This window comes from Sinorhizobium numidicum (assembly GCF_029892045.1).
Classification (GTDB): Bacteria; Pseudomonadota; Alphaproteobacteria; order Rhizobiales; family Rhizobiaceae; genus Sinorhizobium; species Sinorhizobium numidicum.
In genome coordinates, this window is record NZ_CP120368.1 from 1,098,901 (window position 1) to 1,123,400 (window position 24,500).

Sequence of the window (24,500 nt, forward strand, 5' to 3'; positions counted from 1 at the left end):
ACGGAACCGGCGGAAGACCGGCAAGACTGGAGACTTTGAAATGACCGAGGCGATGGAACTGCCGGAACGCGAAAGCATGGAATTCGACGTGGTGATCGTCGGGGCGGGTCCGGCCGGGCTCGCGGCGGCGATCCGGCTGAAGCAGCTCAACCCGGAGCTTTCGGTCGTCGTTTTGGAGAAGGGCGCCGAGGTCGGCGCGCATATCCTTTCCGGTGCCGTCGTCGATCCGATCGGCATCGACCGTCTGCTGCCCGGCTGGCGCGACGAGCCCGACCATCCGTTCAAGACCGAAGTCACCGACGATCATTTCCTCTTCCTCGGGCCGGCCGGCTCGATCCGCCTGCCGAATTTTTTGATGCCGCCGCTGATGAACAATCACGGCAATTACATCGTCTCGCTCGGCAATGTCTGTCGTTGGCTCGCCACCCATGCGGAGGCGCTCGGCGTCGAGATCTATCCGGGCTTTGCGGCAACCGAAGTGCTTTACAACGACGAGGGCGCGGTGATCGGTGTCGCTACCGGTGACATGGGCATCGAGCGCAGCGGCGAGCCGGGACCGAATTTCGCCCGCGGCATGGCGCTGCTCGGCAAATACACCCTGATCGGCGAGGGCGTGCGCGGTTCGCTCGCCAAGCAGCTGATCGCCAAGTTCAAGCTCGACGAGGGCCGCGACGTGCCGAAATTCGGCATCGGTTTGAAGGAGCTCTGGGAGGTCAAGCCGGAAAACCACAGACAAGGCCTGGTACAGCATTCCTTCGGCTGGCCGCTCGGCATGAAGACCGGTGGCGGTTCCTTCCTCTATCACCTCGAGGACAATCTCGTCGCCGTCGGCTTCGTCGTGCATTTGAACTACAAGAACCCCTATCTCAACCCCTTCGAGGAGTTCCAGCGCTTCAAGACGCACCCCGTCATCCGCGGCACCTTCGAGGGGGGAAAACGTATCTCCTATGGTGCCCGCGCCATCACAGAGGGCGGCTGGCAATCGGTGCCGAAGCTCTCCTTCCCGGGCGGCGCCCTGATCGGCTGCTCGGCCGGCTTCGTCAACGTGCCGCGCATCAAGGGCAGCCACAATGCGATGCTCTCCGGCATGCTGGCGGCGGAGAAACTGGCGCAAGCGATCGCTAGCGGCCGCGCCAATGACGAACCGGTGGAGATCGAGAACGCTTGGCGGGCGAGCGACATCGGCAAGGATCTGAAGCGGGTCCGCAACGTCAAACCGCTGTGGTCGAAGTTCGGCACGGCGGTCGGCGTCGCCCTTGGCGGCCTCGACATGTGGACGAACCAGCTCCTCGGCCTCTCCTTGTTCGGCACGCTGAAGCACGGCAAGACCGATGCGCAATCGCTGGAGCCGGCGGAGAAGCACCAGAAGATCGAGTACCCGAAGCCGGATGGCGTGCTCACCTTCGACCGGCTCTCGTCGGTGTTCCTGTCGAACACCAATCACGAGGAAGATCAGCCGATCCACCTGCAGGTGAGGGACCCCGAGCTGCAGAAGCGGTCCGAATACGACGTCTATGCCGGACCCTCGGCGCGTTACTGTCCCGCCGCCGTCTACGAATGGGTGGAGCAGGACGGCCAGCCGACCTTCGTCATCAACGCCCAGAACTGCGTCCACTGCAAGACCTGCGACATCAAGGACCCGAACCAAAACATCAATTGGGTGCCGCCACAAGGGGGCGAAGGCCCGGTCTATCCGAACATGTAATGTTCGGGAGGCGGGCTGCGCGGACCTCCGCCGGGAAAGAGCGGCGAAGGCCCGGTCTATCCGACTATGCAGAGGCGGGGCCGCAGTTTCCGGTTTACCGGAAGAGGTGACCTGGCCTTTCCGGCGCTTGCGGGTGTCCGGGATAACGGGAAGCGCATCACTGCGTGATGCTTTTGTTGCTCGCAATCCGCGTCGCCGATGGTGTTCCGGCAGACGCTGCGCCAATCGTGTGCGTGTCTCGCGCTACTATCAGCGCAGCAAGGCGCGATAAGGCCAGAGAAACCGCAACTCTCGGCGAAACGATTGATTTCTCATGCATCTCAGCAAAGGCAGTCAGGGCATTCGCTGACGCAAATGGGCAAGTGTTTGCCGGAAAGACTCGATAAGCAATGGGTGGACGCCTGCGATGCGTGGAGGCATTGTAGGCCGACGAGGGTCGTGTGGATACCGATCGGGATTCGATGGGTGACGGCCCGTTCCGTTCGCTGCCAGCCGCCGCGGTGAGGTTGGCAGTCTGCCATAGGAGCACCGCCAAACAGAGGGAACCGAAATGAAAAAACTTCTTGCGACGACATGTCTTGCCGCTGGCCTGCTTGGGCTCGGCAGCGCGGCATCGGCGGCGGAATGCGGCGACGTGACGATCGCCAACATGAACTGGCAGAGCGCCGAAGTACTGGCGAGCGTGGACAAGTTCATTCTGACGGAAGGCTATGGTTGCGATGCCGAGCTGGTGGTCGGCGACACGGTTCCGTCGATTACCTCGATGATCGAGAAGGGTGAGCCGGATATCGCGCCGGAAGGCTGGGTCGATCTGCTGCCGGACGTCGTCAACCGTGGCCTCGAAGAGGGCAAACTGGTTGGGGCCGCCGTTGCGCTTTCCGATGGCGCCGTCCAGGGCTGGTGGGTGCCGAAGTACATCGTCGACGCAAATCCTGCCATCAAGACGATCGACGATGTGCTGAAGCACAAGGAACTGTTTCCCGATCCGGAGGATCCCAGCAAGGGTGCGGTCTTCAACGGCCCGCAGGGCTGGGGCGGCACCGTCGTGACGACGCAGCTTTACAAGGCTTACGGCGCGGAAGCCGCAGGCTTCACGCTCGTCGACACGGGTTCGGCGGCGGGCCTCGATGGCTCCATTGCCAAGGCCTATGAGCGCAAGCAGGGCTGGGTCGGCTATTACTGGGCACCGACGGCGCTGCTTGGCAAATATGAAATGGTCAAGCTCGAACACGGTGTGCCGCATGATGCCGCAGAATGGAAGCGCTGCAACACGGTTGCCGATTGCCCGGACCCGAAGAAGAACGACTGGCCGCGCGACAAGGTCCAAACGCTGGTGACAAAGACCTTCGCCGACCGTGCCGGTCCGGTGATGGATTATCTCAACACCCGCGCCTGGAGCAACGACACGGTCAACAAGCTGATGGCCTGGATGACCGACAATCAAGCGAGCGGTGACGAAGGCGCCAAGCATTTCCTTGAAGAAAACCCGGACATCTGGACCAAGTGGGTTTCGCCTGAGGTTGCAGAGAAGGTCAAGGCTGCACTCTGATCTTTCTTCGCATACGGGCGGCGCGCGGATACGCGCGCCGTTCTTGTTTCATGTATTGCACAATTCGCTCATAATGTCGGTTTGAGAACAAGTTTGTGCAGCTGCATCGGTTACAGCGCGCGGTGAGCGTTTGAAGGGTCGGCGGCGAAGCAAAAAGAAAATAGACCGCCCCGACTAATGCGAAGGGGAATCGAAATGGAATGGCTGACGAAATTTCCGACTATGGATGATGACCGGCTTCGAGAACTGAAGAAAGTGATCGACGAGGGTTTCCGAGCATTTACACGCGCCTATGGCGACAGCATCGAGTCCTTTTTCGACCCGCTGCAGTTCTTTCTTATCCAGTCCGAACGCTTCATGACGCGAACGCCATGGCCGATCATTCTGATCCTCATCGCCTTGGTTGCCTGGTCTGCCAGCCGCAACTGGAAGATCATCGTGGGAAGTGTCGGCACGCTGCTTCTCATCGGCTATCTCGACATGTGGGACGATACGATGAAGACGATCTCGATGATCTTCGTCTGTACGGTCCTTTCGATCGCGGTCGGCATTCCAATGGGCATCATCATGTCCCGCTCCGACCGGGTGCAGAATGTCATCAATCCCGTACTTGACGTAATGCAGACGATGCCAAGCTTCGTCTATCTGATTCCCGTCGTGATGCTGCTTGGCATCGGCAAGGTCCCCGGCCTTATCGCCGTCGTCATCTATGCCATCCCGCCGATGATCCGCTTGACCAATCTCGGCATCCGACTGGTCGACAAGGACGTGCTCGAGGCGGCGGACGCCTTCGGCTCGTCGAGCTGGCAGAAGCTGAAGAACGTGCAAATGCCGCTGGCGCTGCCCACCATCATGGCCGGCATCAACCAGACGATCATGATGGCGCTCGCGATGGTCGTGATCGCCTCTATGATCGGCGTTCAGGGGCTGGGACAGCCGGTGCTGAAGGCGATCGCCAACCAGTACTTCACGCTCGGCATCTTCAATGGTCTTGCCATCGTCGGCATAGCGATCATCTTCGACCGCGTCAGCCAGGCTTATGGTCATCGCCTGCAGAGACATCGCGAAATCGTCCACGGCTGAGCCTGCTGCATGTTTCCTTAATCGGAGCCGATTTGAGGGGGAAACATGCAGCAATTCAGGGTGCTACAGCGAGCTTTGTGCGTCTGAAAAGACGCACGGCGCTGTAAAAGACGAGAATGGCCCGGGATCATCGACCCGGGCCGAATTTTTTCTGCTCCGGTTCAGTTCCGTCGCGCGGACAAGATGCCGGTCGACAGCGCGACGCCTGAGGCTGTTACGGCCGCTGCGGTGATCTCGAAGGGGCCGATCGTCTCCCCGAGAAGCACGGCGCCGCCGATCATCGCCAGCACCGGCGTCAGTGCGGTAAATGCCGCCGCCTGCGTGCCGCCGAGCGAGCGGACGGCAAATCCGTAGGCAAGTGTCGCCGCAAGGCCGGAGAGGATTCCCTGGCTCATGACTTGGAGCCCGATCTCATGGACTGGAACGCCGGGTAACGTGCTGCCGAAAATGAGCGCCAGTACGACATGGATGAAGAACGACCACGCAGCAATCAAGGCGCTGCCTTCGACCGCGCTCAGGCCCGAGCGGCGAAAGGCGTGCGTATAGACTGCCCAGAGCGTCGCGGCGGCAGGTAGCAGCACGTACCCCATCCACGTGGAAGCATTGGACGCAGCGAGGCTGCGGGCAAGCAGGATCGCAACACCGACGATAATGGCCGTGAAGCCGATCAGCCGCATGCGGTCCGGACGCTCGCGCAACATAGCCACGCCGATGATTGCAGTCGCGAGTGGCATCGAGCCGCCAAGCAGGATGCCTACGGAAGATGCAGGCGTCGCGTGGATGGCGAAGGCCGCCACCTGGAAAAACGGCGCGCCGGAACCGGCAACCATCAGCGCGAGAAGGGTCATCGGCAGTTTTTTCGGCAGGAGGCCAGTCTTCAACCAAACCGGGGCCAGCACCAGCGCCGGTATCCCATAGCGGATGAGCCCCAGATCGATCGTGCCGAGGGTGGTGGCGGCGGTATGCCGCGTGGCGAGGATCCAGGTGGCCCAGATCAACACGGTGACGAAAGCGCCGGCATAACCGGCTGCGGCGGGGGTAGGGGCGCGGCGATCGAAAGTCAGCGCAACCATTCTCTTGTTTCTCCATCTTGTCTCCGAGGCATCTCGGACCGAAGGGAGGCTAGCGCTGAAGCCGCGGGCATGTCCTTGCTATCTGTGCCTCAGATCGCGTAGTCTGGGCAATCTTCTGCCAAAACGACAACGTGAACTTACTTACTATGCTAAAGCTGGATAAATTCGATATTGCCATCCTCAAGATCCTCCAGGAGGATGCACGCGCGACCAATGTCGAGATCGCCGAGCGTGTCAATCTCTCGCCCTCGCCGTGCCTGAGACGCATCCGCAATCTGGAGAAGTCGGGGGTGCTGCGCGGCTACCGGGCCGACATCGACCGCAAGGAGGTGGGGCTCGGATTAACGGTCTTCGTTGAGATCAAGGTCGGCCAGCACAGTCAGGAGAACGCGCGGCGACAGCAGGAGGCGCTGCTCGCCATACCGGAAGTGGTCTCCTGCTTTCTCATTTCCGGCAACGCCGATTTCCTCGCCGAGGTCGTGGTCGAGGATCTTTCCGCCTATGAGAAACTGCTGACTGAGACATTGCTCGCCATGCCCGGCGTGACGGATATCCGCTCGAATTTCGCCATCCGAACGATCAAAACCGGTGGTGCTTTGAAGCTGCCTACCTTGTGACGATCGTGCTGCCGGCAACGAAGGCTGCCGGCAGTTTCCTATCGGTTCGTTTGACAGCCGGGCTCAGAAGCCGGCCAGCACAAGCTTGCCGCGGGTACGGCCGGTTTCGATCATCTGATGTGCTTTCTTGAGTGTCGCAGCGTTGATGGGGCCGAGCGTTTCCGTCAGCGTGGTGCGGATCTTGCCGCCATCGACCAGTTCTGCGACGCTATTGAGGAGGTTGTGCTGCTCTATCATGTCCGGTGTCTTGAACAGCGAGCGCGTGAACATCAGCTCCCAATGGATCGACACGGCCTTTCGTTTGAACGGAGCCACGTCGAGCACTCCGGGATCATCGATGAGCGCAAAGCGGCCCTGCGGCGCGATCAGCTTGACGATTTCGCCTACATGCTTGTCGGTGTTGGTGGTCGAGAAGACGAAGGCTGGAGCGCCGAGGGCGAGTTGCTCGATCTCCGCCGCGAGCGGCCGGCTATGGTCCAGCACCTGATGCGCACCGAGCTTTAACGTCCAATCCCGGGTCTCGGGCCGCGAAGCGGTGGCAATGACGGTGACGTTGGTCAGCGCGCGCAGCAATTGGATAGCGATCGAGCCGACACCGCCAGCGCCGCCGACGATCAACACGGCATTCGCGGCGCCCGGCACAGGATCGTCGACCTTTAGGCGGTCGAAGAGTGTCTCCCAGGCGGTGATCGCCGTCAGCGGCAGTGCCGCTGCCGCCGAAAAGTCCAGCGACTTCGGCTTTCGTCCGACGATTCGTTCGTCAACAAGGTGAAACTCCGCGTTGGTGCCGGGGCGGTCGATTGCGCCGGCGTAAAACACTTCGTCGCCCGGCTGGAAGAGCGTGACCTTGGAACCCACCGCCCTGACGACGCCGGCGGCGTCCCAGCCGAGAACTTTCAGTTGATCCGGTTCCGGTTGAACGCCCACGCGCACTTTTACGTCGACGGGATTGACGGAGACGGCCTTGATTTCGACCAGCAGGTCGCGATCGCCCGGCGAAGGGATGGGCAGGTCGACGTCGATCAGTGCGGTTTCGGCGGCAATGGGTTGCGGTGTCTTGTAGGCGACGGCACGCATGGAATGCTCCTTTGCAATTTGAACAGGAGCTACATGAGCACTATAGTGCATAAGCGCAAGAATGCACAAATTTAGCCTATAGTGTCAAAAAGGATACCGTGATGTCCCGCCCGCGCGCCAAGCTGACCAATAACTTTCCCGGCTGTCCCGTGGAGGCGACGCTGAACTTCATCGATGGCAAATGGAAGGGCGTCATCCTCTACCACCTGATGCTCGAGCGTACCCTGCGCTTCAATGAGTTGCGCCGACGCGTGCCGAGCGTGACGCAGCGCATGCTCACCAAGCAACTGCGTGAGCTGGAAGAGGCGGGCCTGCTCTCGCGTAAGGTCTTCCCGGTCGTCCCGCCGCGTGTCGACTACACTTTGACACCGCGGGGAGAAAGCCTGAAGCCGGTAATCATGGCGCTAAAAGCATGGGGCGACGAGAATGTTTTCTGCGACAGCGAGCGCCTCATGCTCAAGCCTCTGCAACATCAAGCGGGTTGCCAAGCCGAACTCTGAGGTCGCTGACCTTCTCTCCTCTGGGAAACCCCCGCCGTCGCGCTTATCTGTGAGACTAAGATGTTTTGCGCGGATAACGGAGACTATGACCATTCATGAAGGTTAAAGCCATCTTCAATCGAGATGGGGGGACGTTCCGAACGACGGACATGGAGGCCTATGGCCGAAAGGTCGAGGAGGCTTTCCGCGCTGCCGGCCACGAGATCGAAATCGCCTTGGTCGGGGCGGACGCCATGCAGCACGCGTTGGAGACGGCGTGCCGGCGAGGCGATCTCGACGCGATCGTCGCCGGCGGCGGCGATGGCACGATCTCCGCCGCAGCCGGCGTCGCGTGGAAAAAAGGCATGCCGCTCGGCGTCATTCCCGCCGGAACGATGAATCTCTTCGCCCGCTCTCTGAAGCTGCCGCTCGACATTTGGAAGGTGCCTGAAGTCCTTGCGAACGGCAGGATCATCGATGGGGACATCGGCAGCGCGGATGGACGCGCCTTCGTACATCAGTTTTCCATGGGCCTGCATGCCCGCTTGGTGCGCTACCGTCAGTCCTACAGCTTCGCCTCCCGCCTTGGAAAAATCGGCGCTAGTACGCGCGCCGCTATCGGCGTGATTTTCAACCCGCCGGACTTCGAGATCGAATTTGATGCCGACGGTCACAGAGAGCTCCGGCACGTTTCAGCGATTTCGGTCTCGAACAATCATTTTGGCCACTCGACGCTGATGTATGCGGATGACGTGACAAGCGGTCATCTCGGTTTCTACACGGCGCCGCCCCTCAGTCCCGCGGGCGTCGCAAAGCTCGCCCTCGATATCTTGCGCGGAAGGTTCCGGGCGAGCCCGCTGATTACCGAGATGAGCGCTCTCGCAGTCGACCTGCATTTTCCGAAAGTGGACCGCAAGATCAATTGCGTCATCGATGGGGAGCTCTTGCCGATCGGGAAGCGAGACGTCGCCCTGCGTGTTCACCCAGGTGAACTGAAGCTGCTCGTCGGCGCTGACGTGCCCGCTGCATGATCCGCTGCCGTCGCGTCTGGAACACCGGAGGCCATTAAAGCGTCTCCAGCAACAATTAGGCTCACAGCAAGACCGTAGAGGAAGCAACAGAGAAAAGGAGACCGTTCTTCGGGATGGTCGCACCCGGGCCCCGATTGATCGTGTTAAGCATCCGAGGGCTCTCGTTCGAAGACCTGACGCACGATATAGCTGGTGGTCTCGTCGTCACGGAAATAGGCACGCGCCATCATTTCCGAAAGAATGCCGGTGGTAATGAGCTGGATCGAGGACAGGAAAAGCATCACGCCGACAATCAGCATCGGACGGGTACCGATATCGTTGCCGAGCACGAATTTATCCATGGCGAGATAGAAGAGGATGAGCCCGCTCAATCCGCCGGCGGCAAGCCCGATCGAACCGAAGAAATGGCCCGGGCGCGCCTTGTAGCGCATGAAAAACAACACCGCGAGCAGATCGAGTATCACGCGGAACGTGCGCGAGATACCATATTTCGATGCGCCGTAATGACGGGCGTGGTGTGTCACGGGCATCTCGCCGATTCGGCTGCTGGGCACGACGCCGGCAACCCAGGCCGGTATGAACCGATGCATTTCTCCCATCAGCTTCACCTGCTTGATAATCGAACTGCGATAGATCTTCAGGCTGCAGCCATAGTCGTGCAGCTTTACCCCCGTGATTTTGCCGATGAGGAAATTGGCGCACCAGGAAGGAACTTTTCTGAGCAGCAGACCATCCCGCCGGTTCTTTCGCCAGCCGACGAGCAGATCGAGTTCCCGCTCCTCGATCGCTGCGACCATATGGGGAATATCGGCGGGCTCATTCTGCAGATCGCCGTCGAGTGTAGCGATCAACCGGCCGGAGGCCGCATCGATACCAGCCTGCATCGCGGCGGTCTGACCGAAGTTCTTCTGGAGTTCGATGATCTTGATCTGCAGGCCTGGGTGCGAAAGCTCCTTGCGGGCGTTCGGCAAGGTCCGATCGGTGCTGCCGTCATCGACGAGGATCAGTTCCCACGATTTTCCGAAGCCGGCCATCGCTTCCCGAATACGCGTGACGAGCGGTCTAACACTTTCCTCCTCGTTGAACACCGGCACGACTATGGACAGTTCCCTGGCCTCCGCAACATCGGCCACGGACTTCACGGGTTCTTCAATGTGGTTCAAGGGCGGTCTCCGGAGTGCTGTCACAGGTTTTCTTGCACAGTTAACGGTGATAACCAACGCTGAATTGCGTGGCGACTGCGTGGTTCCTTAAATCGGAACCGATCCAAGGATAAAACCATGCAGCAATTCAGAGCGTTACAGCGATATTTGTGCGTCTGAAAAGACGCGGTACTGTGGGAACAGGGAATCGTATCTGATGAATTCGGACTGGCAGTTCAGCCGGCGGTCGTGGCTTGCGCGCAACCGCATGGCGCTGATTTCCCTGGCGGCCATAGCGGCTTATGCCATCTTCGTCGAGTGGGTTTGGGGCTGGTCGGCATTGATGCGCCAATGGGTCGAATTCGGCCTCACGTCCGTCCTGTCCGCTCTCGCCCTGTTGATCGCTACCTATTACATTCGCTGCTATCGCATCCATGACTATTTCCCGGAACAGACTGCGGGTCGCTTCCTGCCTCTCTTTCGAGTGACCCAGGTTCACAACCTCCTTAACATCATGCTGCCATTCAGAGCCGGCGAAACGAGCTTCCCGCTGCTGATGCGCACTGAATTCGGCGTGCCGCTGGTACGCGGCACATCGGCGCTGCTCGTCATGCGGCTGCTCGATCTGCATGCCCTGCTTACGGTCGCCGCGATCGGCCTCGTTCTGGGGCGGAGCGATGCGGTGATCGGCTGGGTTCTTTGGCTGCTCGCGTTTTTCCTGCCGCTCGTGCTCTTCCTTCTCAAGGGATCAGCCCTTGCGTTCGCGCGCCGTCTGGCGCCGGCGAGATTCGAAGTCTTTCTCGACGAGGCAGAAGCAGGCCTGCCGGGCGATATTCCAGCGTTTCTGCGCGCATGGGCGATGACAATGCTGAACTGGGCCGTCAAGGTGGTGGTTCTTGCCTGGGTACTCGCCATCATGGGCGTCGCACCGCTCGCCGCCTGCTTCGGGGGAGCGCTTGGCGGCGAACTTTCTTCCGTTCTCCCCGTGCACGCGCCGGCGGGGGCCGGCACCTATCCGGCGGCGATCGTCGCTGGGGCGATTTCCTTCGGCGCTGCCGCCGATCACTCGACGCTCGAGATGCTCGGCCGTGCGGGCGTCAACGCCCACCTCCTCGTCATCGCATCGGCAATCGCCGGCACGCTGCTTTCGGTACTGCATGTTTCCCTAGAGCGTTTCCGTGTTTGATTGAATCGTTGCCGATTCCCGAATCGTCGTTGTTGTGATTCATATGTGGACGCCCCTATGGCAAGGGCCTTTTGTCGGGGATGGTTTGATCGGTTGCTTTCATATGTCCGGCCTGTTTGTGCGGCGTAGAGTTTGACCGCTGGCCCTGATGGAAATCCGCCGGTGAGGTCCCTGATCAAGCTGGCGCGCTTTTGAAGCGCATTGAATCAGACGGGTTGGCCTCACCATTGGCTCGATCGTTACACATCATCGACTGCCGTTACCAATTCGGGTTGTCTGGGACCGAACTCAGGCCGTCAGCTCATGAGCCCTATAAGCTTCCTTTCGGGTCAGTACGACCCATGCGATCCGCGCGAGCTTGTTGGCGAGCGCGACGGAGACGAGCCTGAACGGCTTTTTCTCCAAGAGCTTTCTGATCCAATTCGCCATGGGTGTTGCCTTGTCCTTCGTGTGACGGATGACGGCGGTAGCACCGACAACCAGCAATCGGCGCAAATATCGGTCTCCTTGCTTGGAGATGCCACCGAGCTGGGTTTTGCCCCCTGTCGAATGCTGTTGCGGCGTCAGGCCGAGCCAAGCGGCAAATTGCCGACCTGAACGGAATTGATCGGGATCGGTGACGGTGGCAGCAACAGCCGTGGCCGTGACTACGCCGAGGCCGGGGATCGCTGCGAGCCTACGACTGGCTTCGCTGTCGACATGCCAAGCGTGAAGTTGCTGATCCAGCACCGCAATCTCATCGGTAAACACCATGATCTGCCGGATCAGAATATCCAGCGAAGTGCGTGCATAAGAAGGTAGGCCGTCCTCATCGGACAGCGCTTGCTGCGCCAGCTTGGCCAGATTGGCAATGCCGGGATTGGCGACAAGGCCGAATTCTGCCAAATGCGCCCGCAGCGCATTTGCGACCATGGTGCGCTGGCGAACGAGCAGCGCTCGCGCGCGGTGGGTCATGAGAATGCCCTGCTGCTCCACCGTCTTCACAGGCACGAACCGCATCGTCGGGCGCTGCACGGCTTCGCAGATTGCTTCGGCATCCAGCGCGTCGCTCTTGCCACGCTTGACATAGGCCTTCACATAGGACGGCGGGATGAGCCGGACCTCGTGCCCCATCGCCGCGAGCGTGCGAGCCCAATGATGCGCTGTTCCGCACGCCTCCATCCCGATCAGGCATGATGGTAGCTTTGAGAAGAAGGGCAGCATCTGCTTCCGATGCAACCGCTTCACGAGCACGGTGTTGCCTGTCTCGTCGATGCCATGCGCCTGAAACACGCTCTTGGCCAGGTCCAATCCCATGATCGTGATCTTCATCGTGAATGCTCCTCTTGCTGCTTCGGATGACAGGCCGGCATCATAGCCGCAGCCGGTGCGGGGGCGTCCACATCATCAAGATGCTGGCTGGAAGGAGGCCAGCATTGGATGACGCGACCCTTATCGAACGACCTTCGCGACCGCGTTTTGGCAGCGGTTTTGAGCGGCGAGACCAGCCGTGTGGTGGCGGCGCGCTTCGGAGTTGCCGTCTCGTCCGTGGTGAAATGGTCGCAGCGCTATCGTGCGACCGGTTCTGGCGCACCGGGCAAGATGGGCGGGCATCGCAAGCGTATTCTGGAACCGCATCGCGCTTTCATTGCCGAGCGGCTCAATCAGAACCCGCATCTGACGCTGCATGGCTTGAAGGATGAACTGGCAAGACGCGGCGTCACGGTCTCCCACAATACGATCTGGGAATTCATCCGGCGCGAGGGACTGCGCTTCAAAAAAAACCCTGTTCGCCCTTGAGCAAGCCCGCGCCGACATCGCTCGCAGGCGGGAGCGATGGAAGACCTTTCAGCGCAATCTCGATCCTGAGCGGCTGGTGTTTATCGACGAGACCTGGATCAAGACCAACATGACGCCGCTTCGAGGCTGGGGACCAAAGGGCAAGCGCCTGCGTGCCTTTGCTCCGCACGGCCACTGGCGGACGCTGACCTTCCTCGGTGCCTTGCGCAGCGATCGGCTGACTGCTCCCTGTGTCTTCGACGGACCGATCAACGGCCAGTGTTTCCGCGCCTATGTCGAGCAACAGCTCGTGCCCGCGCTCAAACCCGGCGATATCGTCATCATGGACAATCTCGGCAGCCACAAATCGGCAGCTATCCGGCAGATCATAAAGGCGGCCGGTGCACGGCTCTGGTTCCTGCCGCCCTATTCGCCGGATCTCAATCCGATCGAGCAGGCTTTCTCCAAGATCAAGCACTGGATGCGGCAGGCCCAGAAGCGAACCGTCGAAGACGCCTGGCGACACATCGGAGCGCTCGTCCAGACAATCGAACCACACGAATGCTCAAACTATCTGGCCAACGCAGGCTACGCTTCCGTCAAAACATGAAACGCTCTAAATCGGAGCCGATTTAAGGATAGAAACACGCAGTAATTCAAAGTGCTACAGCGAGCGTTGTGTGTCTGAAAAAGTGTCGTGCTAACGCCGAAAGCGTAACTCTTACTGAAATGACGTCTCGTAGAAGCTTCTGAGCTTGCGCGAGTGGAGTTTTTCCGGAGGCATCGCCGCCAGCTTCTGCAGCGCGAGGATGCCGATCTTCAGATGTTGGCTCACCTGCGTGCGGTAGAAGGCGCTTGCCATGCCCGGCAGTTTCAGTTCGCCATGCAGCGGCTTGTCCGACACGCAGAGCAGCGTTCCGTATGGCACGCGGAAGCGGAAGCCATTGGCGGCGATCGTCGCCGACTCCATATCGAGCGCAATGGCGCGCGCTTGCGAGAGGCGTTTGACCGGACCGCGCTGGTCGCGCAGTTCCCAGTTGCGGTTGTCGATGGTGGCGACCGTGCCCGTGCGCATGATCTGCTTGAGGTCGTACCCCTTGTAGCCCGTCACTTCCGCGACCGCATCCTGCAAGGCAACCTGCACTTCTGCCAGCGCCGGCAACGGGATCCAGACAGGCAGATCATCGTCGAGCACGTGGTCCTCACGCATATAGGCATGCGCCAGCACGTAGTCGCCGAGCCGCTGGCTGTTCCGAAGCCCGGCGCAATGACCGAGCATCAGCCAGACATGCGGCCTGAGCACGGCGATGTGGTCGGTGATCGTCTTGGCATTGGAGGGGCCGACGCCGATATTGACCATGGTGATGCCGCCATGCCCCTTCTTTTTCAAATGGTAGGCTGGCATCTGCGGCAGGCGGGCAAGCGTATAGTCGGCATCCGGCCTGTCGGCGCCCGCCGGTGTGACGATGTTGCCGGGCTCGACGAAGGCAGTGTAGCCGTTGCCGCCTTCGGCCATCTGCTCACGTGCCCAGGCGCAGAACTCATCGACATAGAACTGGTAGTTCGTGAAGAGCACGAAGTTCTGGAAGTGTGTGGCGCTGGTTGCCGTGTAGTGGCTGAGGCGGGCGAGCGAATAGTCGATACGCTGCGCCGTGAAGGGCGCGAGTGGCGAAGGTTCGCCCGGGCCTGGTTCGTAGGAACCGTTGGCGATCTCGTCGTCGGTCGTGGTGATGTCGGGGGCATCGAACAGGTCGCGCAACGGGATGTCGATGGCCTCGGCGGCCGATGCCTCGACATGGGCGCCCTCGCCGAAAGCGAAATGCAAGGGAATCGGTGTCGCCGATTCCGATACCGTGACGCCGACGCCGTGGTTGCGCATCAGATGCCCAAGCTGCTCCTTCAGATAGTGACGGAAAAGCTTGGGACGGGTGATCGTTGTCGTATAGACCCCGGGAGCACTGACATAGCCGAAGGAAAGCCTCGAATCGACATGGCCGAAGCTGCTTGTCTCGATGCTGACCTGCGGATAGCAGGCGCGGAAGCGGCTGAGCGGTGCATCGCTCTTTCCAAGCCTCTCGAAAGCCTCGCAGAGGAACCGGGTGTTGCGTTCGTAAAGCGTCTCAAGGCAATCGACGGCCTCGGCCGGATCGTCGAAGAGTTGCGGCTCGAAGGCTTCAGGAGTGGCGATGGAAAGGACGGAGTTTGAAGAGATTCGTTTGTGCATGTCGCATTATAAGCTGCGACTTCTGACAAGCAAACGACAAGATTTCATATCTTCGCCTGTTGCATCGTTCCTTAGATCGGCACCGATTCAGGATAGAACCATGCAACAGTTTCAAAGTGTTACAGCGATCCTGAGAAGACGCACGACACTGTAGCGCGCCCGCGGCTCGGGTAGGATCAGCTCATCGCCTGACGCTGGAGCGTGACGAAGAGGACCAGACCGGCGCCGTGCTTGCCGACGCCGAGGCCCGCGGCCTTGGTGTAAGCGACCGCTCCGATCGGCGCCATCAGCAGGCCCGTGAGCATGAGGAGCCGGAGCGAGAGGATGGCGGAGGAGACGAGAGCGGCCATTTTTGCGTTCCTTTTAGAGCTTGGCCTGGCAGTACTGTGCCGTATGCGCGGTACAATCGGTAAGCGAGCCGAGATAGGTGTTTTGGCGGCGGCGCTCCGTATCGGCGCCGACTGCAGCGGCGAGCGTCATCGCGAAGACAACCATCAGCAGACTGATGATGGTGAGGCGTCGAGCGAGAATATCCATGGTTCTATCCGTTGGGCTGGAGGCACGTTCAAATCGATTGATGCCTTTTCGCACAACCAAACTGAATTCTTGCTGAGATGCGCGTTCATCTCCGGTTCATCTTCGTGAATGGCGCCGCTCTTGCTGCGGGCGGCGAGCGTGCCTAAGTCAGTGTTCCCGCAATCCAGGAGAGAACGCTTATGACTGCTCCCATCGAGCTCTATTACTGGCCGACGCCGAACGGCTGGAAGATCACCATCATGCTGGAGGAGCTCGGCGTTCCCTATGCGGTCAAGTACATCAATATCGGCCGGGGAGATCAGTTCGCGCCGGATTTCCTGAAGATCTCGCCGAACAACCGCATGCCGGCAATCATCGATCCTGACGGGCCTGACGGCCAGCCGATTTCGATTTTCGAATCGGGAGCGATCCTGCAATATCTCGGTCGCAAACATGGAAAGTTCTATCCGGCCGACGAACGATCGCGCGTGGAGGTTGAGCAATGGCTCTTCTGGCAAGTGGGCGGCCTCGGCCCGATGGCGGGGCAGGCGCATCATTTCCGCCAATATGCACCGGAGAGGATTGAATACGGCATCAACCGCTATACCGATGAGGTGAACCGCCTTTATGGCGTAATGAACAAGCGCCTTGCCGACCGTCCATTTCTTGCCGGCGACTATTCCATTGCCGATATGGCCTGCATCGGCTGGGTGATCCCGCATGAAAACCAGGGGCAGGATCTGAATGAGTTTCCGAACCTGAAGCGCTGGTTCGAGGCGGTGCTTGCGCGGTCTGCGGTCAAGAAGGCAATCGAAGTCGGCAAGGAAGAACGGGCCCGCCAGGCGAGCCTTGCCGAGGACAAAGAGGCGCAGAAGATTCTGTTCGGGCAGCGCGCCCGTTGAGATTGCCGGCGAGGGGTGACGAACGGGCCGCCCCTTGCCGTTCCGAGGAAGCTAAAGGCGTGTCCACGTTTGCGACTTGCAAAGCACCTTCAGCACGCAACTTTCATCTTCAGCGAACTGCCGCTAACTGAGCCCGAGCCGCTATAGGTCTTATCGCTTTCCGGATCGGTGATTTCGCCGCTGTAGCTGCCGGCGGTGCCGGAAAGATTGCCGATATGCTTGCCCGCATGTTTGCCGGTTTTCAGCGTGATGCAAAATGCTCCACCGCACGGGGCGATTTCCGCCGTGGCGCCGCTCGCGGTCTTCCAGTTGCCGACGATCGGCTCGGCGGCATTGGCCGAGCCAGCGGCAAAGGCGAGCGCCGTGGTGAAGAGCAAGGTGCGAATCATGCGATGTCCTCCAATAGAAGTAGCCAGCGCCATGCCGGCTCGTGTCTGAATTTCCGTGTTGAGCGGCTCGTCACCGCCAGCGCGCCGGAGAGTAGCTTACGCGTACGTAAAGGTAAACATATCGATCGGCCGCATGTTTCCTTGCCTCGGCGCCAATATAGATCGCGAGATCTTGTCCTCATCGAGAGTGCTGCTGTTTTTGTGGTTAGCGTTTGGTTGAAATCCGCAGTCGAACATTTCGTAATTTTTGACGCGAATTTGCGCTGTTCCAGGCGGTCCGATGCTTAACGAAAACCCAAGTTTACCAAGTGTTTGAACTTTGTTTGCGTCAAATTAAGCATGCATTTTAAGCGAGCATTCAAGGGCATGGAGCATACTCCAACCCATAAGACGAGCGGAGAGCAACCCGCCGAGACCGCCGGAAGCGACGCTGCAAAAAGACGGTGCGCCTACGGAAAGCCCATCAAGAGGCAAGACCGAACAGGGACAGAGAAAACTGCCGACTGAAGCCTGGCTCGCCCCAAGGGGGCGTGCCGCTTCGGCTGGACCAACGAAGCAGAAACAGGGACAAGACAAATGGCACGCTTTGACATGCAAATCGCTTCGGAAGCCGAGATGGGTGGCGAGAATCGCGCCGATGTTCTTTGCGAAATGGGCCTCGCTTATGCAACGGGCCGCGGCAGGCCTGTCGATCTCGTGGCCGCCCACAAGTGGCTGAATATCGCCGCCATCAAAGGCTCGGACCGCGCCGCCGGCCTTCGTGCGGACCTCGCGGCCACGATGAGCAAGACCGACCTCGCGATCGCTCTGCGCGCGGCCCGCGAATGGATGACGATGCACTGATAGCAGATGCCTTCGAAAGCATGCCGCTGAAGGCTGATCTCGTCAGCCGGCGGCAGCCAGTTTCCCGAGTACCTCGGGCAGGGCCGCTTCCAGCAGGTTCATTTCAGCGTCGGGGCCGGTGCTGATTCGGATGCAGCGGTTGAGCGGGGCGACCCCTGGCATGCGGATGAAGATACCATGATCGTTCATCAGCCCGTCGACGATCGCCCGTCCGTAAGCCGCATCCCGGCCGCAATCAACGGCCACGAAATTCGTTGCCGAGGGAAGCGGATGAAATCCGTTTTCGCGCGCGATCATCGAGATCCGATCGCGCGACCGCGAGATCCGGAGCACCACTTCCTTGAGATAGTCCTGATTCGCAAGGGCCGCCATCGCCGCCGCAATACCGATCCGGTTCATCCCGAAATGATTGCGGATCTTGTCGAAGGCTTGGGCCGTGCCGGGTGTCGTGAGCGCGTAGCCGACACGTGAGCCAGCAAGGCCGTAGGCTTTGGAGAAAGTGCGCGTGCGAATAACGTTCGGCCTGTCGATCAGGCTTTCGATCGACGGCAGGGTTTTGGGCGGCGCCGTTTCGCAATAGGCCTCATCGAGGATGAGGAGCGTCGTTTCGGGCAGCGCGGTTGCGAATTCGAGGACGCGGTCGGCCGGCCACCAACTTCCCATGGGATTGTCGGGATTGGCAAAATAGACGAGTGGTGCGTTCTCGCGCTTCACGGCAGCGAGCAAGCCCTCGATGTCTTCTCGATCATTGACATAAGGCACCGTGACCAGCCGTCCGCCGTGCCCGGCGACGTGATAATTGAACGTCGGATAGCCTCCGAGCGACGTGACAACCGGCATGCCCGGTTCGATGACAAGGCGAACGATCTGCCCGAGCAGGCCATCGATACCTTCTCCTATGGCGATATTGGCCGGGGAAGTGCCCAGATGGCCGGCGAGCGCCTGCCTCAGGTCGTAATTTTCGGGATCGGCATATTTCCAGGTTTCGCCCGCCGTCTCCCGAATGGCGAGCAACACCGAATCGGCCGGTCCGAATCCGCTCTCGTTGGCGCCGATGCGCGCCGCGATCTTGCGCCCGCGCTGGCGTTCTATGGCCTCGGGCCCGACGAAGGGAACGGTGGCCGGCAAGGATTGGATGAGCGGCGTGAAGCGCGAAAAAGCGGACATCTTGAAAAACTGGACTCCATTCGAAAAACGCCGGGGAACTTATCGCATAAGCCCGGTAAGCGGAATCGCTTTTGCGGAAAAGTTTGGGTCGCCAACCATGCTCAGCCGGCGCTGAGTGCACCAGCAGCGCCGTTCACTGGAAATGGCGGCACGGCTCCGGACCGGCGTGGCGGGTGCGATGCGGTACATTTCCGCTCAGAAACCGCCGCTGGCGAATTGCATTCGGATCAGGCGGCTCAGGAATTCCTGCGCGAGCAGCATGTTGAAGCGCACGCCGAGTTCTGTGCCGCTGCGATGCACCTCTGCGCAGCCGATTTCCTCGTTGAAGCCATCGATCTCCAAGAAGAAATGTTTCGGCAGGATGATTGCGGCATTGAAGTCGAGCATGGCACCGGCAATCGATATATGGCGCAGAAGGCACTGATATCTTGTTTTCGCCTTCAACTGCGACCCGATGACAAGAATGCGGCACGGCCGCTCGATGAAATAGTGCTGATGCGCCACGGCCGACTGGCCCGGGGCTTGTGCGACGTGCACGATCATCGACATGGCAGGCCTCCAAAATACCTGTCGCTTCGTCTTCTGCCGGAGAATCGCTCCTCAAACGCCGCCACGACCGGCAAAGACATGATTTATTACCCTTCCCGAACGGGCTTGCTTCAGCCTTGCGGAACTGGGGCTCTCAACCATAAGACAAGACAAAGCCGCAGAAGCGCCTGAACCCCTGTCCGCTACTGCCAAGAGACGTCGGCATGGAGAATAGCAGAGACTTCGGGACGCGCGAAGGCGCTGAACCGCCTATGGACCGGGCGCTGGCGTTGCCGCGCCTTCCGCGATAGGCGAAAATGGAGCGATTTCCCGAAAACTGACAAAAAAATCTTGCATTGATGACGCGGTGACACTAGTCAGGCGCTAACGGAGAGGTGGCCGAGTGGTCGAAGGCGCTCCCCTGCTAAGGGAGTATACCGGAAACGGTATCGAGGGTTCGAATCCCTTCTTCTCCGCCATCAACACTTCCTACAGGTTCTTATCCACACCCACGCGGCCTTTGCCGCGTTTTTTGTTGCTTGTAGTCTCCTATCGATTCCCATCGATATCGACTGCTACCCACGCATTTGTGGGTATCTCTGTGGGTACCAAAGTCGGAAAATGCGGGTGCCAGGGCGCATGAGTGCTTTAGCGGACAAGCAGGTTAAAAATGCCAAGAAGGCAGAATCGACATACAAGCTCGCCGATGGCGGCGGCCTTAATCTGTTTGTTCTCCCCACCGGCACCAAGTCATGGCGGCTCCGATATCGTTTCGACGGTAAGGAGAAGACGCTCGTCATTGGCAACTATCCGGACGTGTCTCTCGCCGACGCGCGGGCGGAGCGGGAGAGCGCCAAGGAGACTCTAAAGGCCGGGCGCGATCCCAACGTCGTCAAGAAGGTCGAAAAGCTCGTCGGCAAGAAGCAGACCGCCGACACCTTTGAGGTCATTGCCCGAGAGTGGCACGAGCTGCAAAAACCGGTTGAAAAGCACGCCTCCGACGTCCTGGACTCGCTGGTGAAGGACGTATTCCCCATCATCGGCAAGATGCCGATCCGAGACATTGATGCGCCAACCGTGCTCGCGGTTCTTCGGATTGTCGAGAATCGCGATGCGAAGGAAACTGCCCGACGGATCCGGCAGCGGCTTTCATCCATTTTCGTTTACGCGATCGCATCAGGCAGGGCGACCCAAGATCCCGCCGGCGTTGTTCGTGAGGCAATGGCGCCGATGAAGAAGGGGCGGCAGCTCGCAATAACCGATGTCGACAAGGCACGCGAAATGCTGCAGGCACCGCGGTCCACGCCGTCGCATCCTGTGACGAAGCTCGGCCTTCGGCTACTGGTGCTTACAGCAGTCCGCCCGGGTACGCTCATCACCACGCCATGGGGCGAGTGGAACAACCTCGATGAGGACGATCCGATTTGGCAGATCCCGGCCGCGCGGATGAAGCTCAAGTTGCAGCACAAGGACGATGATGCTCGCGATCACCTTGTTCCGTTGTCGCGACAGGCGATGGAAACTATTGCCGTTCTGCGCTCGATCACGGGCAGGGGCCCGTTCGCCCTGCCGAACGGCCGGCACGCCCACAAGGCGATGTCTGAGAACGCGCTGGGCTACCTGCTGAACCGTGCCGGATACCACCACAAGCACGTGCCGCATGGGTTCCGATCGACGTTCTCGACAATCATGAATGAAAGATACCCCGCCGATCGCCAGATTTTCGACCTGATGCTCGCTCATACCCCAAGGATAAGGTTGAGGGGGCTTACAATCGCGCCGAACACTTGGCCCGACGCAAAGAGCTCGCTCAGTTTTGGGCCGATCTGATCCTAGAAGACATGCCTTCCGCCGACGAGATGCTTCACGGGCCGAGGAAGAACCTCAAGGCAATACAGACCATATTTTCAGAGTGAAGAGCCAAAAAGCGACGATAACGGTCGCCGCAACGAGGACTCGAGCTTGCGGCCGCGCCGCCTCTTGAAGGTGGCGCAGCCTAATTCTGCTCATGACGATGGGTTGGGACAGCGAGTTGGGGACTTAGCGGAGAACGAGCTGGCACTGCCAGATGCCGACCGCTTGCTGCGCAATCTTCTGCAGCATCTCCGCGCCCTTTCGGATCGGCTAGGTGGCCTGCCAGCCAAGCTGGAGCGTGGAGTAGCTGCGATACGAGCGGACATCGACGTCGAAGCGGCATCTGCCAGGCTCAAGGCAATCATTGGTGGGATATGCGCAACGATTGAAGGAGCGAGAGAGAGGCGGCTCAGAGAGAGGCCCGTCGATGCAAAGAAGATTGAGCAGCTTCGTTCGGCTATTGATCAGGCATTGCTCACCCGGCTGCGAACATCCATTCGTTCTTTCGCCGCTTCGTCCTCCGGTATGAGAAAACACAAGGAGACAGCGATGTTTCCGAGCTCAGAGTTACAGGGGCAATAAAGGTCAGCTCGTCGACCCTCCAATGGAGTATGAGATTCTCAACTTCACTGAGAGCTTGACCAACATGACATGCAACAATGCGGCCGGACGCATTTGGGATCATTCGCACGTCGACCGAGGGAGAAACTACAACTGGATTTCCAGATCCAGGAACTTGGCTTCTGGCGCAACCTTGTGGAGGCGGCCGGCCGCGTCGGCCTCGCGAGTATGTCCATGGAAGCACAATCTCGAGGAGCAAGCCCGCAAGATCAAGCCGGCAACTCGCGCGAGAGGGCGAATGAGCTGGCGGAAAAGGCGAAAAAGCCTAGCTCCGTTTGGGCAAAATTAACTATGACAGGCATCGGTGAAGTTCTTCGCCGCTGGCGCCCCGGTTTGCCCGCAATCACCCCGCCATGATTGGGAATGGATAAGGCAGGCATCGCATTTCTGGCGCTTATACTCGTCCTCATCTCTCTCGTGATGAGCATCCTAGCTGTAGATCGGGCAGAGATAGAGGTGCCGCCGAATAGGGCGGCACTCCTTCCCACCAATTACCCGTGAGTGCTGGAACTGAAGTATCCGGGCGAGTTGCTAAGCAACACCACCTTCGACAGCCCGTGCGGCAGATATCCCAAGGCGGGGCCTGCCTGACTCTGGCGAGCGCCGAAGAGGGAACGTTCCGTAAGTACGCGTTTCTACCCGATAGGCTTAGTGGTCTACAGTTCGATTCCCCTCACATCAGGATTTTTGTCAATGGTTCATTCAGGTGGCATCGAGTTCTCCTTGGTAGTCGGATCCACGGTCTGAGCCCATAGCAATTACCGGCCCGTCCTCGGGCCTGTACAACCTCACATCCGGTCGCCGCTTTCAACGGCTGCACCATTATCCCGCTTTCGACGGGCACGGGCTCAGGAGAACGGGGCCAAACTCAAGGTCGGCGGTTAAAGCCAATGGGAATCCCGGTCCGTTCACCTGGATCCGTCAGGACTGATCAGGCCCTGAGGATAGCAATCTGCGTTCAATGGCTGCTTCTGTACTTCAGGCGGTTTTCATCACCGCTCCTTCGATTACGACGCCGGAGCTCACGTACTTCCAGAGGGCGACCAGCAACTTGCGAGCCAGAGCGACGATCATCGGTCTCTTAAGACGACCGCTGTTGCGTGCAATGCGCTCCTTGAACCAGAAGGTCAGCGCCGAGTTCGGTTGATGGCGCAGCCATAGCCAGGCGAGCTCAACCATCGTCGCTCGCAAGCGCGGATTCCCCGCCTTCGAGACACCCTGCTCACGATTGACGTTGCCACTTTGCCAAGGCGAAGGAGCAAGCCCTGCGTAGGCCGCGACTTGCCGCCGATTGTCGAAGTGTCTGAACAAGCCTTCTGAGTAAAGTATCGTCGCGAACTCGGGACCAATTCCCTTGATCCTTAACAGCGTGGCTGCTCTTGCCGGTGCGCTGGTGGACTCGCGGGACATCAACGCATCGCGTTCTGCTTCTACCGCTTTGATCTGTGTGAGCAGCAATTCGAGACGATCGAGCTCACGGCAGATCTCTGCTCTCAGGTGCTTCGACACTATCCGGCCATCTCCCGTTCGAAGCTCCTCCAGGCGCTGACGGCGATCGCGACGCAAAGGCTCGTAATCTCGTATTCCTTGGGAGAAGAGCAGCCCCTTTATGCGATTGACGTGAAAACACGTTCCGCAATCAGGGTCTTCCGCTCTCGTCCGAGCCGGCGGTTGTCTTCCTCTTCGGGCGTGAGGAGTTTGACCATCGAGCAAGCACGAGGTTCACCGCGTTTCCAGGCCATCACAGCCCGTATTAATGTTTCGCCGTCTATGCGATCGGTCTTTGCGCGGCGATGTCGGCGCGGCATGGCAATGGATGCAGCCTCCACAATATGGCTCTCAATCCAGGTTTCCTTGCTAAGCACTCGCCCCAGCCAGAAGCCATCAAGCCCGGCCTCCTGGATCACCACCAGTGGATAAAGCTTGTCCACACGCCGCTGCGCTTTCTGGCGAAGGGTGGCGAAACACGAGAACAAGCCGGCGATGTCACCACCAGTTACAGCATGGCGAGACATTTTCTCGCTCCCCGGCGAGAGAGCGGTCACGAGCCATGTCGATTTGCTCAGTTCCAACGATACGAAAATTGCGCCAAGATCGACGGGGGTAGCGGTATGTGCTTGGGGTTGATCTGCTTTCACCGGCATGGTTGGCCTCCAGAGAGATTTCTAGCGACCTCACTCTGCCACGGTGCAGGCCGCTATCCATTCCTGATGGGATCTCAAGGCGAGGAACAGGCCACAAACGAGGAAACCTATAGGAGGTTGAGGAATCTCAACGTCTCTTCTGGCCACGAAACCCTCGCAGGCGGCCCGTCTTCGAGATGGTAGGCCAGGATCTTGATGTTATGCGAACATATCGCTGCGTTGAACGGCTCCTGTCGCTTGGCAATTAAATGTGAGAATGCGGCTGTTTCGGCTTGCTTTTGCATTTAAAGCGGAGAATCCAAGCGGCCGGATTCTCAAATTAACTGGCCATTCTCAAATTAAGTGTCACGTCAACCATTTGAAATCATTGGTACAGCAATCTCATAATCAAATGCCAAGCGACAACAACTCTTCGAACCTTTCCAGACGGGTTTTCCAGCAGTCGGTAGGGTCCGCACGGCCTCCTGGTTCCGGTGATCGATCCGTGAGGAGAGAAGGGTGGAGATTGATCGCTAGGAATTTATACGAGGTCATGAACGACATTGAGTCGATGATGGGCAAACTCAGAGGGCGCCGTCGTCCTTCCGGACGCACGCCCGCCTAGGGCTTCGG

Annotated in this window: 21 protein-coding genes, 1 tRNA gene and 2 pseudogenes; 13 read left to right on the forward strand and 11 right to left on the reverse strand. The window is 59.5% G+C overall.

What is annotated here, in order from left to right:
- Window positions 1-40 precede the first annotated feature (40 nt).
- The 4 genes from PYH37_RS16345 to PYH37_RS16355 all read left to right on the forward strand — a co-directional run bounded on the left by PYH37_RS16345 (window position 41) and on the right by PYH37_RS16355 (window position 4,337).
- The gene (locus PYH37_RS16345; RefSeq protein ID WP_280735962.1) at window positions 41-1,705 is read left to right on the forward strand and encodes an electron transfer flavoprotein-ubiquinone oxidoreductase; all 1,665 of its coding nucleotides are present in this window, start codon (window positions 41-43) and stop codon (window positions 1,703-1,705) included.
- Window positions 1,706-1,838: 133 nt separating this feature from the next.
- Entirely contained in the window at window positions 1,839-1,976 is a 138-nt protein-coding gene (locus tag PYH37_RS32450; protein ID WP_425336144.1) for a CGNR zinc finger domain-containing protein, read from the forward strand.
- A 279-nt stretch (window positions 1,977-2,255) separates the two neighbouring features.
- A complete protein-coding gene (locus tag PYH37_RS16350; RefSeq protein ID WP_280735963.1) occupies window positions 2,256-3,254 on the forward strand; it encodes an ABC transporter substrate-binding protein in 999 nt (332 codons plus the stop codon).
- A 195-nt stretch (window positions 3,255-3,449) separates the two neighbouring features.
- On the forward strand, window positions 3,450-4,337 hold the full coding sequence (locus PYH37_RS16355; protein ID WP_280735964.1) for an ABC transporter permease: 888 nt from the start codon (window positions 3,450-3,452) through the stop codon (window positions 4,335-4,337).
- Window positions 4,338-4,498: 161 nt separating this feature from the next.
- On the opposite strand, the gene PYH37_RS16360 is transcribed toward PYH37_RS16355, so the two are convergent.
- Window positions 4,499-5,410, reverse strand: a complete 912-nt coding sequence (locus tag PYH37_RS16360) for a DMT family transporter (RefSeq protein WP_280735965.1) — start codon at window positions 5,408-5,410, stop codon at window positions 4,499-4,501.
- A 146-nt stretch (window positions 5,411-5,556) separates the two neighbouring features.
- On the opposite strand from PYH37_RS16360, the gene PYH37_RS16365 reads away from it, so the two are divergent.
- On the forward strand, window positions 5,557-6,027 hold the full coding sequence (locus PYH37_RS16365) for an Lrp/AsnC family transcriptional regulator (protein ID WP_280735966.1): 471 nt from the start codon (window positions 5,557-5,559) through the stop codon (window positions 6,025-6,027).
- Between the two features lie 63 nt (window positions 6,028-6,090).
- On the opposite strand, the gene PYH37_RS16370 is transcribed toward PYH37_RS16365, so the two are convergent.
- Window positions 6,091-7,104, reverse strand: coding sequence for a zinc-binding alcohol dehydrogenase family protein (locus PYH37_RS16370; protein ID WP_280735967.1), 1,014 nt, complete (start codon window positions 7,102-7,104; stop codon window positions 6,091-6,093).
- A 101-nt stretch (window positions 7,105-7,205) separates the two neighbouring features.
- Between PYH37_RS16370 and PYH37_RS16375 the strand changes: the two genes are divergently transcribed.
- Together PYH37_RS16375 and PYH37_RS16380 are read left to right on the forward strand one after the other, a co-directional pair.
- Window positions 7,206-7,604 (forward strand): winged helix-turn-helix transcriptional regulator, encoded by a 399-nt coding sequence (locus PYH37_RS16375; RefSeq protein ID WP_280735968.1) that lies wholly within the window; start codon window positions 7,206-7,208, stop codon window positions 7,602-7,604.
- A gap of 95 nt (window positions 7,605-7,699) precedes the next feature.
- The gene (locus PYH37_RS16380; protein WP_280735969.1) at window positions 7,700-8,614 is read left to right on the forward strand and encodes a diacylglycerol/lipid kinase family protein; all 915 of its coding nucleotides are present in this window, start codon (window positions 7,700-7,702) and stop codon (window positions 8,612-8,614) included.
- Between the two features lie 143 nt (window positions 8,615-8,757).
- Here the strand turns inward: PYH37_RS16380 and PYH37_RS16385 are convergent, their stop codons facing one another.
- Complete coding sequence (locus PYH37_RS16385) at window positions 8,758-9,777, reverse strand: glycosyltransferase family 2 protein (protein ID WP_280735970.1); 1,020 nt, start codon at window positions 9,775-9,777, stop codon at window positions 8,758-8,760.
- Window positions 9,778-9,973: 196 nt separating this feature from the next.
- On the opposite strand from PYH37_RS16385, the gene PYH37_RS16390 reads away from it, so the two are divergent.
- The gene (locus PYH37_RS16390; protein WP_280735971.1) at window positions 9,974-10,942 is read left to right on the forward strand and encodes a lysylphosphatidylglycerol synthase domain-containing protein; all 969 of its coding nucleotides are present in this window, start codon (window positions 9,974-9,976) and stop codon (window positions 10,940-10,942) included.
- Between the two features lie 288 nt (window positions 10,943-11,230).
- On the opposite strand, the gene PYH37_RS16395 is transcribed toward PYH37_RS16390, so the two are convergent.
- On the reverse strand, window positions 11,231-12,253 hold the full coding sequence (locus tag PYH37_RS16395; RefSeq protein ID WP_252746836.1) for an IS110 family RNA-guided transposase: 1,023 nt from the start codon (window positions 12,251-12,253) through the stop codon (window positions 11,231-11,233).
- 108 nt (window positions 12,254-12,361) lie between these two features.
- On the opposite strand from PYH37_RS16395, the gene PYH37_RS16400 reads away from it, so the two are divergent.
- Window positions 12,362-13,310 (forward strand): IS630 family transposase gene (locus PYH37_RS16400; protein ID WP_280734778.1). Its coding sequence is split into 2 segments (ribosomal slippage): window positions 12,362-12,697 and window positions 12,699-13,310, totalling 948 coding nucleotides; the frame shifts between segments, so codons are not numbered across the junction.
- 111 nt (window positions 13,311-13,421) lie between these two features.
- On the opposite strand, the gene PYH37_RS16405 is transcribed toward PYH37_RS16400, so the two are convergent.
- The 3 genes from PYH37_RS16405 to PYH37_RS16415 all read right to left on the reverse strand — a co-directional run bounded on the left by PYH37_RS16405 (window position 13,422) and on the right by PYH37_RS16415 (window position 15,461).
- Window positions 13,422-14,924, reverse strand: a complete 1,503-nt coding sequence (locus PYH37_RS16405; protein ID WP_280732550.1) for an AMP nucleosidase — start codon at window positions 14,922-14,924, stop codon at window positions 13,422-13,424.
- Window positions 14,925-15,100: 176 nt separating this feature from the next.
- Window positions 15,101-15,274 carry a hypothetical protein gene (locus tag PYH37_RS16410; protein WP_280732551.1) on the reverse strand — a complete coding sequence of 58 codons (174 nt, stop codon included), beginning with the start codon at window positions 15,272-15,274 and terminating at the stop codon, window positions 15,101-15,103.
- Between the two features lie 13 nt (window positions 15,275-15,287).
- Window positions 15,288-15,461, reverse strand: a complete 174-nt coding sequence (locus PYH37_RS16415; RefSeq protein ID WP_280732552.1) for a hypothetical protein — start codon at window positions 15,459-15,461, stop codon at window positions 15,288-15,290.
- A gap of 179 nt (window positions 15,462-15,640) precedes the next feature.
- Between PYH37_RS16415 and PYH37_RS16420 the strand changes: the two genes are divergently transcribed.
- Window positions 15,641-16,342, forward strand: coding sequence for a glutathione S-transferase family protein (locus PYH37_RS16420; protein WP_280732553.1), 702 nt, complete (start codon window positions 15,641-15,643; stop codon window positions 16,340-16,342).
- Between the two features lie 51 nt (window positions 16,343-16,393).
- Here the strand turns inward: PYH37_RS16420 and PYH37_RS16425 are convergent.
- Window positions 16,394-16,731, reverse strand: a pseudogene (locus tag PYH37_RS16425) (DUF2147 domain-containing protein).
- A gap of 576 nt (window positions 16,732-17,307) precedes the next feature.
- On the opposite strand from PYH37_RS16425, the gene PYH37_RS16430 reads away from it, so the two are divergent.
- The gene (locus tag PYH37_RS16430) at window positions 17,308-17,574 is read left to right on the forward strand and encodes a sel1 repeat family protein (RefSeq protein ID WP_280732554.1); all 267 of its coding nucleotides are present in this window, start codon (window positions 17,308-17,310) and stop codon (window positions 17,572-17,574) included.
- A gap of 42 nt (window positions 17,575-17,616) precedes the next feature.
- Here the strand turns inward: PYH37_RS16430 and PYH37_RS16435 are convergent, their stop codons facing one another.
- Together PYH37_RS16435 and PYH37_RS16440 are read right to left on the reverse strand one after the other, a co-directional pair.
- Window positions 17,617-18,741, reverse strand: coding sequence for a pyridoxal phosphate-dependent aminotransferase (locus PYH37_RS16435; protein WP_280732555.1), 1,125 nt, complete (start codon window positions 18,739-18,741; stop codon window positions 17,617-17,619).
- A gap of 195 nt (window positions 18,742-18,936) precedes the next feature.
- Window positions 18,937-19,290 carry a hypothetical protein gene (locus PYH37_RS16440; RefSeq protein ID WP_280732556.1) on the reverse strand — a complete coding sequence of 118 codons (354 nt, stop codon included), beginning with the start codon at window positions 19,288-19,290 and terminating at the stop codon, window positions 18,937-18,939.
- A gap of 368 nt (window positions 19,291-19,658) precedes the next feature.
- Here PYH37_RS16440 and PYH37_RS16445 point away from each other — a divergent pair.
- Together PYH37_RS16445 and PYH37_RS16450 are read left to right on the forward strand one after the other, a co-directional pair.
- Window positions 19,659-19,748, forward strand: a tRNA-Ser gene (locus PYH37_RS16445).
- Between the two features lie 160 nt (window positions 19,749-19,908).
- On the forward strand, window positions 19,909-21,099 hold the full coding sequence (locus PYH37_RS16450; protein ID WP_280732557.1) for a tyrosine-type recombinase/integrase: 1,191 nt from the start codon (window positions 19,909-19,911) through the stop codon (window positions 21,097-21,099).
- Between the two features lie 1,623 nt (window positions 21,100-22,722).
- Here PYH37_RS16450 and PYH37_RS16455 read toward each other — a convergent pair.
- Window positions 22,723-23,888 (reverse strand): annotated as a pseudogene (locus PYH37_RS16455) (IS110 family RNA-guided transposase).
- Window positions 23,889-24,500: the final 612 nt, after the last annotated feature.